17 protein-coding genes and 4 pseudogenes are annotated in these 14,786 nt (G+C 41.7%); 9 read left to right on the forward strand and 12 right to left on the reverse strand.

Features of this window, described 5'->3' with window-relative positions; translation table 11 throughout:
• Window positions 1–76: 76 nt before the first annotated feature.
• From EKM73_RS12050 to mobQ, 4 genes and pseudogenes are all read right to left on the reverse strand, one after another.
• A pseudogene (locus EKM73_RS12050) lies at window positions 77–277 on the reverse strand (CagC family type IV secretion system protein); the annotation flags it as partial.
• Window position 278: 1 nt separating this feature from the next.
• Window positions 279–890: a hypothetical protein gene (locus EKM73_RS12055; RefSeq protein ID WP_125688736.1), complete on the reverse strand. Its 612-nt coding sequence runs from the start codon at window positions 888–890 to the stop codon at window positions 279–281.
• A gap of 35 nt (window positions 891–925) precedes the next feature.
• Window positions 926–1,237: a hypothetical protein gene (locus EKM73_RS12060; RefSeq protein ID WP_008212308.1), complete on the reverse strand. Its 312-nt coding sequence runs from the start codon at window positions 1,235–1,237 to the stop codon at window positions 926–928.
• Window positions 1,238–1,320: 83 nt separating this feature from the next.
• Window positions 1,321–3,381, reverse strand: coding sequence for a MobQ family relaxase (mobQ, locus tag EKM73_RS12065; protein WP_125702080.1), 2,061 nt, complete (start codon window positions 3,379–3,381; stop codon window positions 1,321–1,323).
• A 253-nt stretch (window positions 3,382–3,634) separates the two neighbouring features.
• Between mobQ and EKM73_RS12070 the strand changes: the two genes are divergently transcribed.
• Both EKM73_RS12070 and EKM73_RS12075 read left to right on the forward strand, forming a co-directional pair.
• Entirely contained in the window at window positions 3,635–3,862 is a 228-nt protein-coding gene (locus tag EKM73_RS12070) for a hypothetical protein (protein ID WP_084995208.1), read from the forward strand.
• Between the two features lie 22 nt (window positions 3,863–3,884).
• Window positions 3,885–4,163, forward strand: coding sequence for a hypothetical protein (locus tag EKM73_RS12075; protein ID WP_064554823.1), 279 nt, complete (start codon window positions 3,885–3,887; stop codon window positions 4,161–4,163).
• Here EKM73_RS12075 and EKM73_RS12080 read toward each other — a convergent pair.
• The 5 genes and pseudogenes from EKM73_RS12080 to EKM73_RS12100 all read right to left on the reverse strand — a co-directional run bounded on the left by EKM73_RS12080 (window position 4,153) and on the right by EKM73_RS12100 (window position 6,432).
• The gene (locus EKM73_RS12080; protein ID WP_010012556.1) at window positions 4,153–4,833 is read right to left on the reverse strand and encodes a zeta toxin family protein; all 681 of its coding nucleotides are present in this window, start codon (window positions 4,831–4,833) and stop codon (window positions 4,153–4,155) included. The two genes, EKM73_RS12075 and EKM73_RS12080, sit on opposite strands and share 11 nt — an antisense overlap.
• Window positions 4,830–5,015 carry a hypothetical protein gene (locus tag EKM73_RS12085; RefSeq protein ID WP_010620892.1) on the reverse strand — a complete coding sequence of 62 codons (186 nt, stop codon included), beginning with the start codon at window positions 5,013–5,015 and terminating at the stop codon, window positions 4,830–4,832. The genes EKM73_RS12080 and EKM73_RS12085 overlap by 4 nt, the downstream gene beginning before the upstream one ends.
• A 46-nt stretch (window positions 5,016–5,061) precedes the next feature.
• The gene (locus EKM73_RS12090; RefSeq protein ID WP_010014831.1) at window positions 5,062–5,343 is read right to left on the reverse strand and encodes a type II toxin-antitoxin system RelB/DinJ family antitoxin; all 282 of its coding nucleotides are present in this window, start codon (window positions 5,341–5,343) and stop codon (window positions 5,062–5,064) included.
• Window positions 5,344–5,571: 228 nt separating this feature from the next.
• A pseudogene (locus EKM73_RS12095) lies at window positions 5,572–5,883 on the reverse strand (replication initiator protein A); the annotation flags it as partial.
• A gap of 270 nt (window positions 5,884–6,153) precedes the next feature.
• Window positions 6,154–6,432, reverse strand: a complete 279-nt coding sequence (locus tag EKM73_RS12100) for a BRCT domain-containing protein (RefSeq protein WP_024855821.1) — start codon at window positions 6,430–6,432, stop codon at window positions 6,154–6,156.
• A gap of 857 nt (window positions 6,433–7,289) precedes the next feature.
• Between EKM73_RS12100 and EKM73_RS12110 the strand changes: the two genes are divergently transcribed.
• The 5 genes from EKM73_RS12110 to EKM73_RS12130 all read left to right on the forward strand — a co-directional run bounded on the left by EKM73_RS12110 (window position 7,290) and on the right by EKM73_RS12130 (window position 10,866).
• A complete protein-coding gene (locus tag EKM73_RS12110) occupies window positions 7,290–8,090 on the forward strand; it encodes a ParA family protein (protein WP_015639692.1) in 801 nt (266 codons plus the stop codon).
• A gap of 1 nt (window position 8,091) precedes the next feature.
• Window positions 8,092–8,442, forward strand: a complete 351-nt coding sequence (locus EKM73_RS12115; protein ID WP_011222016.1) for a DUF5388 domain-containing protein — start codon at window positions 8,092–8,094, stop codon at window positions 8,440–8,442.
• 300 nt (window positions 8,443–8,742) lie between these two features.
• The gene (locus EKM73_RS12120; RefSeq protein ID WP_125702083.1) at window positions 8,743–9,426 is read left to right on the forward strand and encodes a helix-turn-helix domain-containing protein; all 684 of its coding nucleotides are present in this window, start codon (window positions 8,743–8,745) and stop codon (window positions 9,424–9,426) included.
• Window positions 9,423–10,319: an IS3 family transposase gene (locus EKM73_RS12125; protein WP_125702084.1), complete on the forward strand. Its 897-nt coding sequence runs from the start codon at window positions 9,423–9,425 to the stop codon at window positions 10,317–10,319. The genes EKM73_RS12120 and EKM73_RS12125 overlap by 4 nt, the downstream gene beginning before the upstream one ends.
• 181 nt (window positions 10,320–10,500) lie before the next feature.
• Window positions 10,501–10,866 carry a hypothetical protein gene (locus tag EKM73_RS12130; protein ID WP_003580900.1) on the forward strand — a complete coding sequence of 122 codons (366 nt, stop codon included), beginning with the start codon at window positions 10,501–10,503 and terminating at the stop codon, window positions 10,864–10,866.
• A 153-nt stretch (window positions 10,867–11,019) separates the two neighbouring features.
• On the opposite strand, the gene EKM73_RS12135 is transcribed toward EKM73_RS12130, so the two are convergent.
• The gene (locus EKM73_RS12135; protein ID WP_104368221.1) at window positions 11,020–12,393 is read right to left on the reverse strand and encodes an MFS transporter; all 1,374 of its coding nucleotides are present in this window, start codon (window positions 12,391–12,393) and stop codon (window positions 11,020–11,022) included.
• Between the two features lie 39 nt (window positions 12,394–12,432).
• Window positions 12,433–13,962, reverse strand: coding sequence for a multicopper oxidase family protein (locus EKM73_RS12140; protein WP_076648293.1), 1,530 nt, complete (start codon window positions 13,960–13,962; stop codon window positions 12,433–12,435).
• A 126-nt stretch (window positions 13,963–14,088) separates the two neighbouring features.
• Between EKM73_RS12140 and EKM73_RS12145 the strand changes: the two genes are divergently transcribed.
• Both EKM73_RS12145 and EKM73_RS12840 read left to right on the forward strand, forming a co-directional pair.
• Window positions 14,089–14,280, forward strand: coding sequence for a hypothetical protein (locus EKM73_RS12145; RefSeq protein WP_101512242.1), 192 nt, complete (start codon window positions 14,089–14,091; stop codon window positions 14,278–14,280).
• 128 nt (window positions 14,281–14,408) lie between these two features.
• Window positions 14,409–14,498 (forward strand): annotated as a pseudogene (locus EKM73_RS12840) (cation transporter); the annotation flags it as partial.
• A gap of 12 nt (window positions 14,499–14,510) precedes the next feature.
• Here EKM73_RS12840 and EKM73_RS12150 read toward each other — a convergent pair.
• Window positions 14,511–14,786 (reverse strand): annotated as a pseudogene (locus tag EKM73_RS12150) (IS30 family transposase); the annotation flags it as partial.

Consider the following 14,786-nt stretch of genomic DNA (forward strand, 5'->3'; position numbering starts at 1 on the left):
CGACCATTAAAAATACATCATCAACAGACTGCCATTGAAAGATTCCGGGCTTGTTCGGATTAAACTTGTAATTTGCCATAATAATAAATAGTGCGACACAAATCCCGACTAAAACGACCAACCCGGTTAAAATACCTTGAATCGTCTTCCCAGCGCTGGTTAGCTTACTTTTAACTTCGCCACCGTCTGCGGCAAAGACGACCTGAGCGTTCATCAATCCCAAGTAAATTGTGGTGGCTCCAGTAGTTGCTAACGCTTTTACTTTGTTGAACTTCATGTTATTCCTCCTTTCCGTCTTCCTGTGACCGTAATTGAACCGATTCTGCCTGCGTTTCTTCTGGCTCACGCTGATAGAATTTATCCAATTGTTCCTCGGCAATTTGCTGGCTTGGTAATGGGTCAGTAGCTAAATTAACGCGGCCATTTTCACTCGTGGCTAAGTAATACTCCTTTTCTGACTGACTTAGCTCTTGGGTCTCTAAGACATGCACATTATGTTCATAACGGCCTAAGGCGTTATCAACTTCTAAGCCATAGAAGCCTAAGAAACCTTCTAAGAAGCTCTCACCAAAAAAGGTCATTTCGTTTTTGATCTGCTTATATTGATGGGTCGGTTTATCACTTACCAACTTTTCGGTCTTTTTAGCATTTTGACTGTCTTGATGGCGATTAAACCAGCCCCTAAGTTTTAATGGCGGAGTTTTTAGCTGACGTTTAACCGTCTTCTTAATCATTGCTCGGCGAACTTCATCGATTGGCTGACCATCTTGATCTAAAATTGCTTGTAGCTGTTTTTGATCGGTTAATTTTTGATCATCATCGACTACAATCGCCTTTTGATCATCATGAACTAACTTGCCATTAATGCCTTGCCAGCTTTCTGCTTTCATTGGATCACCTCCTCAAAAAAAGCGCGTTAGGGACGCTAAACAACTAGCTTTCCCCTAACCCGCCCGGTAAAATGGATTGTTAGGAGGGTGACACCTAGAATCGTAACTTCCAGGTGCTGATCCCCGTTAGCAACTTCACTGCTTACGAGGACGCCCTCTTTTTTTATGTGGTTTTTAATCCATTCAATGCCATCTTCAGATATTAATTTAACTTTGCCCGTTTCCATGAGCATTTCACTTGGCAACTCGTTAGGGTGCCGTCTTAACCAAACACTCACGTACGTACTACCTCGTTCAAGCTTGAGACTAGCTTGAGCTAAGCTAAACCATTCCTGTTTCTTTGTCACATGTGAATACTCCTTTCCCTATATTATGGGTTCATTGTACCATTAAATGAGCACGTTGGTGCACTTTTAATTTTACATTTAGATTACAAGTGCATGCCCCCATCTTCATGCCGGTTTCGAGTTTGGTGTTGCCGTTGCTTTTTCGTCATTTCCCACTCGGTCTCCTTTAGTCCACGTAGTTGCTGTTTTCTTAGATAGTCTGTATTTTTCGCATATAAAGTGGTCATTAAGGCTTCGTCCAAAATATTCATCAGGTAATTTTTCGGGCTAGTTGGGTGGTAATTAATGGCCTGATAGTCCTTAACTTGAGCTCGCTTATATTGATCAAAGCGCATTGTCTGTTGTTTCAAACGGGTTTGCACCATTTCAATTTGTTGGTGATCCAACTTAGGATCTTGGCCACATTCGCCAATAAACAGTTGCCGGGTGCCATCATGTTTTAAGACCCGTTGCAGTCGATGATCCTGAATATCTTTTAATTCCATTTTACCTAACAGGTAATTTAAACCGGCTTGATGTTGCTGACTAGTAAAGACTACCGGTGGCTGCTGTTGCAATTGACTAAGATCATCGGCGCTTAATGGCTTTAATTCTGGGTCATAGTAAACCACAGCGGTATAGATTTGCTCCTTGTCAATCGTCTCTAGCTTATCGAGGTCACTGTCCGGAAAAGCAGTCGTTAGAATGCTGTCGTATTGGGTTTGCACCACGGCTTTAACTTCCCGCATGACCCGTAAATCTTTCACCGATTTAGAAATGAATTCGAGTTCGCTTGGTTGATAAGCGGCTAGTATGCCCCGATCAGTAGGCTTCAAATCGTCTAACTGGTGACCATGTTTGGCTAGTACCGTGGTTAATTGCTTCTTAATTGTTTGGACCTGCTGATTAACTAACTGCCAGCTGGTATATGGCCGCTTGGTAAACGTCAATAATTGCTGGGTTAATAAGTCGTTTCGAATATCCGCTAACCGTTCTGCCAATTCGCTACCCTTAAAAATCGTTTGTTCACTATTAGTTTCTTTAATCAGTTCCCGTCGTTCAGCTGCGGTTGTCTGTTCAAAATTAAGTTCCGGATAAAGCTTTTTCGTTGCTCGTTCCACCACTTTATTTAACAACTGGTTAGCTTGTGCTAGTGATGTCGTTTGCTGGTCAATAGTCAGCAGTTGCTTGGTTACATCTTCACCAATGGCATGTTTGATTAATAAGCTGTTTTTCCAATTAAACAGCATGCGCTGTTTATCATCTAAATGTTCTAAATCGACATAGGTTTTCAATTGCTGACTTAGATGACTAATTGTGTGTTTTTCAGAGAACGATAGCTCGTCAGTTAACGCGTCAAAATGTTCATGATTTCTTATCTTTTCGTCAAGATTATGATATTTAGCTTGAGCGTTTCTTTGCGCTCTAACTTGTTGATTAAATGCTTTTCGATTTTTTCTTTGGCTGTTAATGCCTTCGTGTTGGGTAGGTGTCTCTTGAATCCCTTGATCGACAAACGATTTTTCACTAATCCGATCCGGAATATTTTTTTGTGCTAAAGACTGATTAACACTTGTTGCCCAATTATGCCGCCACTCATTAATTTTTTCCTTTTTATCCCAATCAACCAACCAAATTTTCCTTTGTTTTGGAAACCCGCTTTTGGTTAAAAGTTGCTTGCCATTTTCATCTTTAATGTACTGCGTCTTTGCTTTTAATCCCCAACTACCATCGGGGTTAAATGGGCGATTGGTTAACATCACATGTGCGTGCGGATTGTCTGAGTGATCGCGATGAATTGCTACGTCAGCTACCATACCTTGATCGACAAAATTTTCTTGCACATATTTTGTCAGTAATTCTTTCTGTTCGGATTCACTTAATTCTACCGGTAAAGCCACGTTAAATTCTTTGGCATACCGCGAGTTTGATTTACGATCGTTCTTTTCAACTTCATTCCATAATTGTTCTCGATTACTGGCCCATTCTGGTGCATTTTTGGGGGTTAAAATAAAGCTTTCTGGCATAACCGAGCGGGCATAAAAATAGTGGCGGCCTTCTTGATTATCAAATAATTTTTCACCACTTCGATAAGCGGCACTGGCAATGGCACTGCGTCCTTTACCAGCACTAATATTACTAAAACTCATATGAAATATTGCCATGTTAGTCACCTCTTTACTTTGATTCTATGGGTTTTCCTCTGTTGTCGCCATCGGCGACTTCTAATACAGGTTTTTTGGGGGTTAGCACAACATAGAATTAATTCTATGTGTAAGTGCGCATTGACCTCGTTTCACTCGGTCTGCTGATTCTCCTGAATTTACTTTTAGTGTATGCCTTCCGCTTCGCTATTTCAACTTTTATCCTTTGACTTAACGTTTCCCTTATGATATAGTTTCGGTGATTATTTCTAATATGATTGGAGGGATCGTTATGTCTCAAAGCAACTTAGAAAAACAAGAAGCTAAATTAAAAGCCCTTAATCAAAAAATTAAGGACGAAAAAAATAAGATTGAACAACGTCTAGGTAAACAAATCATCAGTCAAGCCAATTTAGATTATGCTAATTTGTCTAACGATCAGATTAAGCTTTTATCCAAGCAATTTTCTGAATTTTTAAAGGTAAAGTCCGTAGATCATTAGCCATACGAGATGGGGCAATTCCATGTCTAATCAATATGAAAAACTAGTCGAGCAGCAAGCGCGTTTAAAACAAAAAATTGAGCGGGAAGATTTTAAGTTACGGCAATCTAAATACTATGAAAATCGGCAAGCCCGCAAAGCCCGTTCTCGCCGATTAATTCAAAAAGGGGCTTTGCTCGAAAAATACTTTCAAGCTAATAACCTCTCGGTCGAACAAACCGAAGAACTTTTAAAAATATTTGCTGACTATGTTAACGCCCATAAACCGAATAAACTCAAAAACGATCAGCCTAGTAACTAGGCCGATCGTTTTTATTTTCTGGATCATTTTTAGGCTTTACTTCTGGGTTTTGATCTGCAAAATTTTGTAACTGCTTTTGCACCTTTTCTGGATAAGTAATATTTTGGTTTATCCAAGGAAAATGCCTCAAATCGTTCTTAAAAACTTGTCCCTTCTCTCTTGCATAAACAGAGGTAAACTTTTCGCTATTATCATAGATCATGACCTTATCAGATTTAAAGGCCACTAATGGCAAATTATGTTTGGATTGCTGATAACGTTTCTTGATCGTTGCTACTGGAACACCGTGGCCACCTTTTTGTACCCGTTCGTTGACCCTTTGGATAGCTAAATTTTCATCTCGCAAAGCAACATATAATAAAGTCACTTCAAAACCATTTTTGTGAGCTTTGTCAATCAAATTGAGTTGAGCTTTGCCTCTACCTGCCAGTGTTGTTTCTACGTGAATACTTTGCTGGTGATCTAAAGCATAGTGTAGTTGTTTGATTTCTTCTTTCATGGCTTTTAAGTTGTCACTATCTTTATGCCAATCGCCACCCATTTGTCTTAAAAGTTCATCAGCGTTAATCCGTTTTGTTTTGTCAAACAAGATGGGGAATGTATCGTATAGCGTACTTTTCCCTGCTCCGTTAATACCAGCAACAATAATGTATTGTGGTTTATCTATCAACGGACAAAGTCCTTTCGCTTAATAACCTCATCTTGCCTTTTATCTAAAAAGTAGGTATATAAAGCGTCATATACTTTGCGCTTTTCTGGATCTGGTTCATGTAATGACTTATCAAGTAAATCTTTTAAATCCGTTTCTTTGGCAATTTCAAAAAAGTCATTAATTGTGATTGTATCTTTCATGTTCATCACACTTCCAAGTTATTAATTTATTTAATCTGATAAGCCATTAGTCCTCATCTGGATCATTGAGCCAATCAGCGACTTCTTTAGCGTCTTTGAACTCTGTTACTGGTGTCTCTTTGGTAGCCTTTAAAAGGCTTAAATTAGCTCTTTCGGCTTCGCTCAGGGCTGGTTTAAACGGTAATGCTGCGTCAGCTACGATCCGCTTATAAAACATATTGATCGCGGTAGTTGGGTTTAGACCTAACTGGCTTAAAACGGCTTCGGTATTATCTGCCAATTCTTTGTCAATCTGGACTTGTACGCGTTTCTTTTCCTTAACTGCCATGATTTTCTCGCCCCCCCTTTTATTACTACTCATATTATACTAATCTTTGAGTACCATCTCAATTAGCCTGCTTCTTTAAAAGTTGTGAATTTAAGTTTGCTGTCCTTTCCGCAATGGCACTTATACAACGTTCCTAAAGTGCCCGTAAGCGCATTTTAAAACTCGTTTAATATAATTATGCTCTATCTGTTTAAAACAGCTTAAATGGCCTTATATAGCTTTTTAGTTTTAAGCACGCTCATCGTTAGGGTGTTTGGCCGCATATTCTCTAGCCGCTTGTTTATTCCACCAAACACCAAATAGATTTTGCATGGTGCCGTACAGGTAGTTTTCCACGTTCTTGATGTGCTTCTCATTGCTTCTTAGGGCGTTAAAGTAACGTCTCAAGGCTTTAGTCATTAAAAATTTAAGTTCTTCGTCGTCCAGTGGGATTGTGACGCCAATATCTTTATGATCCTTCTCAACTCGGTACTTAGCATTTAAGATAATACCAACGAAGCGACGCATCTGTTGCGGGGTACGGCACCAAAAACTAAGCAGTATTCATCATGTTACAGCACCCAAGTAAAAGCTACGAAGATAAAAACATTCATCCTCAAAATATGTAACCTAGAAAAAAGGCCTCCAATGTTAAACCGGGAGCCTTTTTTAGTATACCAATTTCTACTTCACATAAGGCGGCTTATCCCAAGTAACCCCCCCACTCCCTGATAAAACAACGATCCATTATTTGGCCTTTGTGAAATTTGACGGGAGAGGAGTGGTCTAGATGAAAAATCCCCAAAAAATCATTAAGCTCACTTTGTGAATTTAACCGCCTAAACTCCTAGACCATTGCGCCAATCGTGCCTGACACCAGTCCAAAAAATCCCGTTCTGAAATCGTTGGTGTTCCCGTCAATAACTTTTTTGTGATGGGCTCCTCACCTAAAGCCGTCTCAATTAACCCAACCACTAAATAATCTGTCTGTTTCGTAACCCAATTTTGTGGTTTCGCCCCAAAGACTTTCGCCAAACTAAAAGCTTGATCCCGATTCATGGTAGTTAGGCGTCCGGTAAAAGCAATCTCACAATCTCTTAAATCAAGCATTTTAAATCATCAACTTTCTTGATTCTAATGTTGGTTTTGACTTGACGGGTTATGGTTTTCCATTCAGTTTAGAGGGAGTGACGTTTTGAGCGCAGAATTGTTCCCTGGAAACAGTTATTTGGAATAACTGAACCAGAGTACAATTCTACGCTAAGGTTTCCCCCTAGTTCGTCGGTCGTTAACGCCCGTCGCTTGTCTGTACAATTGCGGTATTGCTACCACCACTCATTATAAACCTACGTTTTCGGTTTAGCCTACTAAAAAACGCCCTAGCAGGCGTTGGTAATACGTATTTATGTTTGTTCGATCACCAACTAATCAGTGGCACCAAGCCGAAGCTTCGTTTTACCACCCGCGCCGTTAATGGTCGCGCTCACCATTCACCACCCAGCCGTACAGATGACCTTGCTGTGGTATAGCCAGACTTATTGAAGTCGCACTGGCAAACGTGTCCCCTTGGATTTAGACCCCAGCTTGTCCCCTAGGGCTTTAAAAATCGCACCGGCCATGATATAATAGTCATTAAACAATGATGACTTTTTTGTGGCGCTCACCGATTCCCGTTGGTGGGTGTTTTTTTATGTTCTATTTTATGTAACCAATATTACTCGTTGTTTGGTGATAAATCAACATTTCTTTTTATGTATCCTTGTATCCTTGTATCCTTGTATATTCATATCCTTGTATCTAAGTATCCTTGTATCCTTGTATCTAAGTATATTAGGATACTTGCAGTCAATCTTAATTTAACGGCTTTTGAGAAGAAATGTATCCTTGTATCCTTGTATCTTTGTATGTTATCATCCTTGTATCCAAGTATCCTTGTATATTAGGATACTTAATTGGAGGTCAGTATAATGGGTGAAGTAATTACTTTTGGAAATTTTAAAGGTGGCACCGGTAAAACAACAAATGCCACGCTTGCATGCCTGGCACTAGCTCGTGCTGGTAAAAAAACGCTATTAATTGATTTCGATCCTCAAGCAAACGCTACAGATATTTACTTTAAAACCGCGGCTAATTTAGGCCACGATGATATTAAATTTAATCAAACCTTGCTTGCATCAATCCAAGAAGAGGACTTATCAAGATCGTTGGTTACTTTGGATAAAAACATTGACTTTATTCCATCAAGCGCAGATTTTTCATTGTACCCACGGATTATGGAAAAAAAGTTTAAAAATAATTATAAAGATAGAGTTACATATTTTAGCAAGCTACTTGCTTCACTAAAAGAAAAATATGATTTTGTGGTATTTGATTTGCCACCGACTATTTCCTTAATTTCTGATAGCGCCTTATACGCTTCAGATTGGGTTCTGATTATCCTTCAAACTCAAGAGCACAGTCTTCAGGGTGCCGAATCGTTTCTAAAATATATACAGGAACAGGTAATCGATGAATACGAAGCACCTAGTTTGAATTTACTCGGTATACTTCCTGTGCTATTAAAGAATGGGGCGCCTGTTGATCACAGCACATTAGAAGTAGCAGAAGAAGAATTTGGGAAAGAAAACATGTTAAAAACCCTAATTCGTAATATGGAAAGAATCAAAAGATATTCAATCAGAGGTGTATTTCTAAAAGATCAGTTCGATAAAAAAATAATTAGATTATACGATTCTGTGGCACAAGAAATTATTGAAAGGGCGGACTAGCATGGTGGAACTTTTACACAATCCTAACTCAAATAAAAGCAAAATAATTCCTAGAAAATCGGCGCCCCAGCCCCAAAAAGAAATTTCCATATCTTCTCTAAACGAATCAAACAAAACGAAGTCTAAACAAATAGATGGTGTTACTTTTGATACTACGCTCAGAATTGACAATCATCTAAAAAACTTTATGAAAGCTATGGTAATTTTAGGGTATAGCTCAACTCAACAAAACGGATTAGCCCAATTACAAAAAACTTTTTTTGAATCGTTAACTGAGTCTGAACAAAATACGCTTACGACTCAAATACAGACTTTGGAAACCGGCGATGCTAACAAAGTAAAAAGTAAATAATCACGTGCTCTCAGACGACACGTTCACCTTTTAGATGTATACTTGTCCGTTTAAATTAAGCAGAATGCACACAAAAAAGTCCTCTATTATGCGGAATAGAGGGCTTTTCTGAAATCAGTACATACAGGCTTTGCTTAGGAGCGTTGCTTGTGTCCATTTAGGACATACACAATCATATAACAATCAATCAATGCTGTCACTTAACTTACTCAAAAAAGCCACCCACCTCGTGCTATAGTCCCCTTAAGATTGACAGATGAAAAAGTATAATTCATCTGTTAACTTTGAGGGGATTTTATTATGCCTAGAACTAGATTCACGGCCGCAGAAAAGCTAAATATTATTCAGGGCTTGTCGAAAACTGACTTACCGAAGTTAGCGTATCTTGGCTTATTCAACATTAGTGGTCAGACTTTTACCAGATGGCAAAAATTTTACAAACAGGATGGGATCAATGGCTTAGAAGAACGAAATAACTGGACTCGGTATAGTCCAGAACTTAAGCTACAAGCCGTAACAGCTTACTTGAATAATGAAGGCAGCTTAATTGAGATTCAGGATCGCTTTGGTCTTAGAAGTTATACGCAACTTCAAGACTGGATCAAAAAATTTCAGTATAATGGGACCAATAAAGCTCTGGCGGCTACGCCGTCAAGAAAGCAGGTCCGCATTATGAGTCGTAAGACTACTTTTGAAGAACGAATTACAATCGTTGAATACGTCACTGTCGATAAACATTCCTACTCTCAGGCAGCTGAACACTTTGAGGTATCGTACCAGCAGGTACGATACTGGGTTTTAAAGTCCAAGGATAACGGTTACGCAGCACTCAAAGACAATCGTGGTCGGACTAAGCCCGTTGAAGAAATGACGGAGCTTGAACAACTCAGGTTGGAAAATCGACAACTCAAAGCAAAGATTAAGGAACAGGAGGTCGTTGATCTCTTCATAAAAAAATTCCAGGAACTACAGAACAAGGAGTGAACGCTCAACGAAAATTATCTTACCAAGGAATCAAAGAAATCGGTTCGCAGATACATGGCTCGCAGGCCATCCTTCTTCGTAGATTAGGAGTTTCTCGGCAGGCTTTTAATCAGTGGATTCATCACAAGAAGACACCTTGGGAGCAACAAGAAGAACTTCTCAAACAGAAAATACGCGCGTATTTTGAAAAACATCGACAAAGAATCGGTGCAGGAAAAATGAAGCTTTATCTCGAGCACGATGAGTCAGTCTCATTCTACGTTTCACTCAAACGAGTTAAACGGCTTATGACAGTCCTCCATCTCAAATGCCAGAGTCGAGTTAAGAAACATCATCGAGTAAAGCAAGCGGAGCAAGAACTTCGAGATAATGTATTAAATCAGCAATTTGATAAAACAACCGGACCAAATCAAATCTGGTTGTCAGATTCTACTGAGGTGCAATATGGCATTAACGGCGAGTTTAAAGCCCGACTGTGTGGTGTCTTAGATTTGCATGGCCGATATCTTATGGCATATAACTTGAGTACGACCGAGACCAGTGAAGCTGTAATTCAAACGTTCAATCAAGCTTTTCAAAAGTCTGGCAAGGTACACCCGATGGTTCATACTGACCGTGGGTCAGCATTTACTTCAAAAGCTTTCAATGATTTGATGACTGAGCACGGAGTGATCAGAAGCATGTCACGTCCAGGAACACCATATGATAATGCGCCAATGGAGCGTTGGTGGAATGAATTCAAACTAAACTGGTTAGATAGTCATCCAATGCCAAAGACGAGGGAAGAGTTAGTGAAACTGATTGAAGCCGGCATTTACTACTTCAACTATATTGATCGAACAGCACAAAGAAACGGCTCCACCGCGAATGAATACCGCGATGAGGCCGCTTAAGTAACACAAAAAAATTATATTATTTCAACTGTCAACTTGACAGGGACTAGTACATCGTGATGAGATGAATGGCTTTTTGGTTGTGTGGTAGATTGTAAAATTAATCCGAACGCTGTTCGGATTAATTTTACAATCTACCATAACTGCTATACTAAAAGTGAAAAGAAGAGGAGTGATCGTTTTGAAATTGTATCAAAGCCTTACCCAAGTCCAAATCAACGAACAATTCGCTGGTCAAGCAACCGGCTACAAGCTTTCCACGACCCTTGATAAGCCGCTGAACTACGATCCAACGATTCTCTATCAGTATTTGGATACCGTCCTGAAACCGGGCAGTCGCCACGACGAAAACAACTTGCGCTACGTGACTGATCCGGGCTATATCGGCGAAAACTTTAATTACCAAAGCGTCCCGTTTACTTCGCACATGACCGAATTCGACGAGAAGATGGCCTTCGCACGCAAACTGGTGGCCGACCTTAATCGTCATTTATCTGTCAACATCAAACCGGAAGATGAAACTATCGAACTGGTCTTTGTTGACTAAAGCAACCGTGTTGCCCTCCTTTCCTAGTCGCGATGCTTCTCTCCTGATCATTTGCGGCTAAGTACCCAGTCAAGCATGCTTAGTTGCAACAAAAATGACCGTCTACTTTTTGGTAGGCGGTCATTTTTGTAGATGCAAAGCACGAATTCGCAGCTATACCGCTTTCTTCGCGACTTCCTTTGGTAACGTCAACGCCAACAGCAAGCCAATCAGGCCCACGCCAGCAAACACAGCGAAGGTAACAGCAAAACCGCCAGCATGACTTCGCAGCGTGGTTTGCATGCCATCCAACAACACTGTGGCGAACATGACACCGGCAGAACCAAATAACTGACGAGCCGTCGTCGTAACCGCAGTGCCGTCTGCCACGAGCTCATTCGGCAAAGCATTCGCGCCAGCCGTCACTGAAGGCATCATCACAAAGGCATTGCCGGCTTCAGTCGCCATCGCCAACATAATTGCCCCAATCAGCGGTAAATGATGGGCAAAGACTGCTAACAGACCAAAGCCGCCAGTAATCAACAACATGCCAATCATGGCCACAACACGCGGTCCAAAGCGATCCAGTAGGCGCCCGCTAATTGGATTCAAAATACTCAGCAACACCGCAGCTGGCACTAAGGACAAGCCAGAAATCAACGGTGACAAACCAAGTAGCGTTTGAAAGTAAAGCGGCATCAGGATAGTGGTGACAATCAAACCGACGTATGAAATTCCGGTCAGAAACACCGCTTTAGTAAACATACCAGTGGCAAAAACTCGCATTTGCAACATTGGTGGTTGGCGATTCAATTGCCGAACAACGAAAATACCAGCTGCCAGAACGCCTAAAATCAACAAACCAACCACGCCAACAGTTAAGCCTTTTTTCGACAAAGCACCCAAGGCATAAAGTAGAATTGGAAAACTTGCGGATAAAAGGAAGGACACCCAGTCCAGTTGCGTCGGTTGCAATGGCATGACAGACGCAATGGTCACCGTTGAAACGGCCAGCACAAGCAGCGAAACGACCAAGAAGAACAAGAATAAAGCCTGCCAAGGGAACCATGTCAGCAAAACACCGGAAATAATCGGACCGACTGCCAAGGCTGAGCCCATGACCAATCCCGCCGTGCCCATCACCCGACCACGCTCACTATGCGGCGTAATCGTCAGCAACACGGTCTGGAAACTCGGGAAAATAATCCCGACCGCAATCGCTTCAAACAACCGGCCAATCATGAGCACGGTAAAACTCGGTGCCCAGATACATAAGCCTGTCCCAATGGCAAAAATGAGTTCAATCGCTTGGAAAAGCCGTTGGAAAGTAACATTATGCAACAGCCATGGGCTAACCGGAATCATCAAGGTCATCACCAACATAAAGCCGGTTGTCAGCCAAGCAACTGTATCCGCTCCTAAACCAAAAGCCTTCATAAAAGCAGGATAAGCGGTGCTTAAAGAAGACTGAGAAATTGACATCGAAAAGGTACCTGTCAGTAACGTGGCGACAAAAGCCCCGCGATGTTTGATCGTTGGAGAGTGCATATTAAAATCATCTTTTTCTATATTAGTATTGTGGGACGTTTACATTTTCATTCCCATTTTTTCATAAGACTGCATACCGCCCATCCAAATCTCAGATGGTTTGACGCCACGTTCTTTAGCCAAGGCCATCATTAACGTATCCATATCCATCAATTTATATTCTTGCTTTGGCTTGGCTGGATCGAATGTTTCAATCTGTGCCATCATGCCGCCATCTTCGTGCTCAATGATATGGCAGTGATACATATAAACCCCTGGCAAATCAAAGCGAACCAGCAGCCGAACCGTTTCACCAGGATTCACGCCAATTGTATCTTTGAAACCATGTTCATTTGGATACGGCGCATGCCCATTCCGCGACAAGACTAAGAATTGGGTTCCATGCACATGGAATGGATGAACCATTCCAGGCGCATCATTGCTATTGGTAACATCCCAGTACTGGGCTTTGCCAATTGGTTGCGTGGCATCAATCCGCTGCATGGCAAACTTTTTACCATCAATCACAACACCTTCGTCCATCCCCTGCATCACAACGTGGCGAACTGGCAAAGCCGGGTCAACCACTGGTGCCTTCACATCGAACAACTTATCAGGCAAGGTAGTCTGATCCGGTTTGAAAGCATGAATGCGGAACTTTAGCAATGGCACATCATCCGTATATAAGGTGACCTCGTCGCCTTCATGGTATTGGCCAAAATCAACAATCACTTCGGCACGCTCAGCACAAGTCAGCATCAAATGGGTAAATTTGACCGGCTCCGGTAACAGTGAGCCATCCCCGCCAATTTGCGTAAATGGCAGGTCATCGGAAAAATGCAACCGCCATTCACGGCGATTAGCACCATCCAGAAAACGCAACCGGACCTTTTGCGTGGTGACATCAAAATAGGGATTGATTGTACCGTTAATCATTGCAGTTGGCCCAGCAACACCGTCAGGATCATAATCAGCCCGGTAGTCCCACTGGTTGTTCTCATGAAAACGCCGGTCTTGCAAAATGACCGGAATATCGTCAACGCCATAGTTCCTTGGCAATGGCAGGCTGGCTTCATGGTCGTCTTTGACAATCACCATGGCAGCCAAACCATGCCAAACCTGCTCGGCTGTGGATGGGCACGGATGCGCGTGCAGCCACAAAGTCGTCGCCGGTTGTTCCAATGTGAAGTCGATATGCTTACTTTCACCCGGATAAACCGGCGCATGGCATCCGCCATCAACATAAGGGCCACTGACATTAGCCCCATGCCAATGAAAAGTGGTCAACTCAGGCAGGGTGTTTTTCAGTGTCACATGCGTATGCTGACCACGGCGATACACAATCGTCTGACCTAACAGACTGGTATTATAGCCCCACGTCTTGGTCTTCGCCCCAGGTAACAGTTGCGTTTCCCCAGCCTCTGCTGTCACCGTGTAATAAACGTCGGTCGCCGTCTCTTTATCCGGTTTCAACAACGGCGGCACATTTAAGGGCTTCTCAGGCGCATCACTGACCTCAAGCGGCACGTACCCGCCATCGTGGAGATCAAACGCTGGCTCATCAAAGAAATAGTCCGTATAAGTTTTCATCGTGATTTCCCCCTCTGACAAGAATTTTAACACTTTTTAGGGTTGCCATAAACATAATTTAGAATTAACCTAAAGTAGTATCGAAAAATGGTATAGGTCTTATCCATACACTTGAGGAGGATTTTCATGCAACAAATGTCGAAAATAATGGGCTGGCTCATGCTGGCGTTAAATGTGGTGCTGCTGATTCTAATTGGTACCATGCACAATATGGCAGCGATGTGGTTAATGGGTCTGATTATGACTTTGGACGCTGTGACAGGGTTAGTTGCCGCTTATCGGCCCCAGTCAAGTCAACAACACGCCCACCAGCACTAGTTTGTTAAAAAGTTGCTGCAAGACCTTTCATGGAGTCATTGATCGGCGTTATATGTTGATATATACATATGTTGAATATATCATGTGTCTGTACTTAGATGAACAGTCACATGAAAGAGGGTCGTTTAATGCAGCAACTGTCAATGACGCAGAAACAAACCATGACGTCAGCCTTACGGGTTGAATATTTTTCAACGGCATGGATGGCATTTGAGTGGTAGATTGCAAATTTAATCCGAATTTTTGGACAAATTGGTCAGCATAACCTGATACGGTGTTTGCCAGTCGAGTATTTTAAGCGGTCGCTGGTTAATTTGGAGTAACGTCGTCGTTAAATCTTGAGAACTAATGTGCTCAAAACGAGTCCCTTTAGGATAAAAATAACGTCAATTCCGATTAAAGCGTTCATTACTACCACGTTCAGCTGGAGTATAAGCATGGCAGTAATAGGTCTTAATACCATATTGTGATTCAAGTGATACTAGCCCACTAAACTCAGTGCCACG

The organism is Levilactobacillus fuyuanensis, from assembly GCF_003946395.1.
Taxonomy (GTDB): Bacteria; Bacillota; Bacilli; order Lactobacillales; family Lactobacillaceae; genus Levilactobacillus; species Levilactobacillus fuyuanensis.

Coding starts and splice junctions, on each gene's coding strand:
- EKM73_RS12075 (WP_064554823.1), top strand. CDS start 3,885: ATGTCTAATCAATATGAAAAACTAGTCGAGCAGCAAGCGCGTTTAAAA.
- EKM73_RS12145 (WP_101512242.1), top strand. CDS start 14,089: ATGCAACAAATGTCGAAAATAATGGGCTGGCTCATGCTGGCGTTAAAT.
- EKM73_RS12085 (WP_010620892.1), bottom strand. CDS start 5,015: ATGAAAGATACAATCACAATTAATGACTTTTTTGAAATTGCCAAAGAA.
- mobQ (WP_125702080.1), bottom strand. CDS start 3,381: ATGGCAATATTTCATATGAGTTTTAGTAATATTAGTGCTGGTAAAGGA.
- EKM73_RS12115 (WP_011222016.1), top strand. CDS start 8,092: ATGGTGGAACTTTTACACAATCCTAACTCAAATAAAAGCAAAATAATT.
- EKM73_RS12070 (WP_084995208.1), top strand. CDS start 3,635: ATGATTGGAGGGATCGTTATGTCTCAAAGCAACTTAGAAAAACAAGAA.
- EKM73_RS12135 (WP_104368221.1), bottom strand. CDS start 12,393: ATGCACTCTCCAACGATCAAACATCGCGGGGCTTTTGTCGCCACGTTA.
- EKM73_RS12140 (WP_076648293.1), bottom strand. CDS start 13,962: ATGAAAACTTATACGGACTATTTCTTTGATGAGCCAGCGTTTGATCTC.
- EKM73_RS12110 (WP_015639692.1), top strand. CDS start 7,290: ATGGGTGAAGTAATTACTTTTGGAAATTTTAAAGGTGGCACCGGTAAA.
- EKM73_RS12100 (WP_024855821.1), bottom strand. CDS start 6,432: ATGCTTGATTTAAGAGATTGTGAGATTGCTTTTACCGGACGCCTAACT.
- EKM73_RS12090 (WP_010014831.1), bottom strand. CDS start 5,343: ATGGCAGTTAAGGAAAAGAAACGCGTACAAGTCCAGATTGACAAAGAA.
- EKM73_RS12120 (WP_125702083.1), top strand. CDS start 8,743: ATGCCTAGAACTAGATTCACGGCCGCAGAAAAGCTAAATATTATTCAG.
- EKM73_RS12055 (WP_125688736.1), bottom strand. CDS start 890: ATGAAAGCAGAAAGCTGGCAAGGCATTAATGGCAAGTTAGTTCATGAT.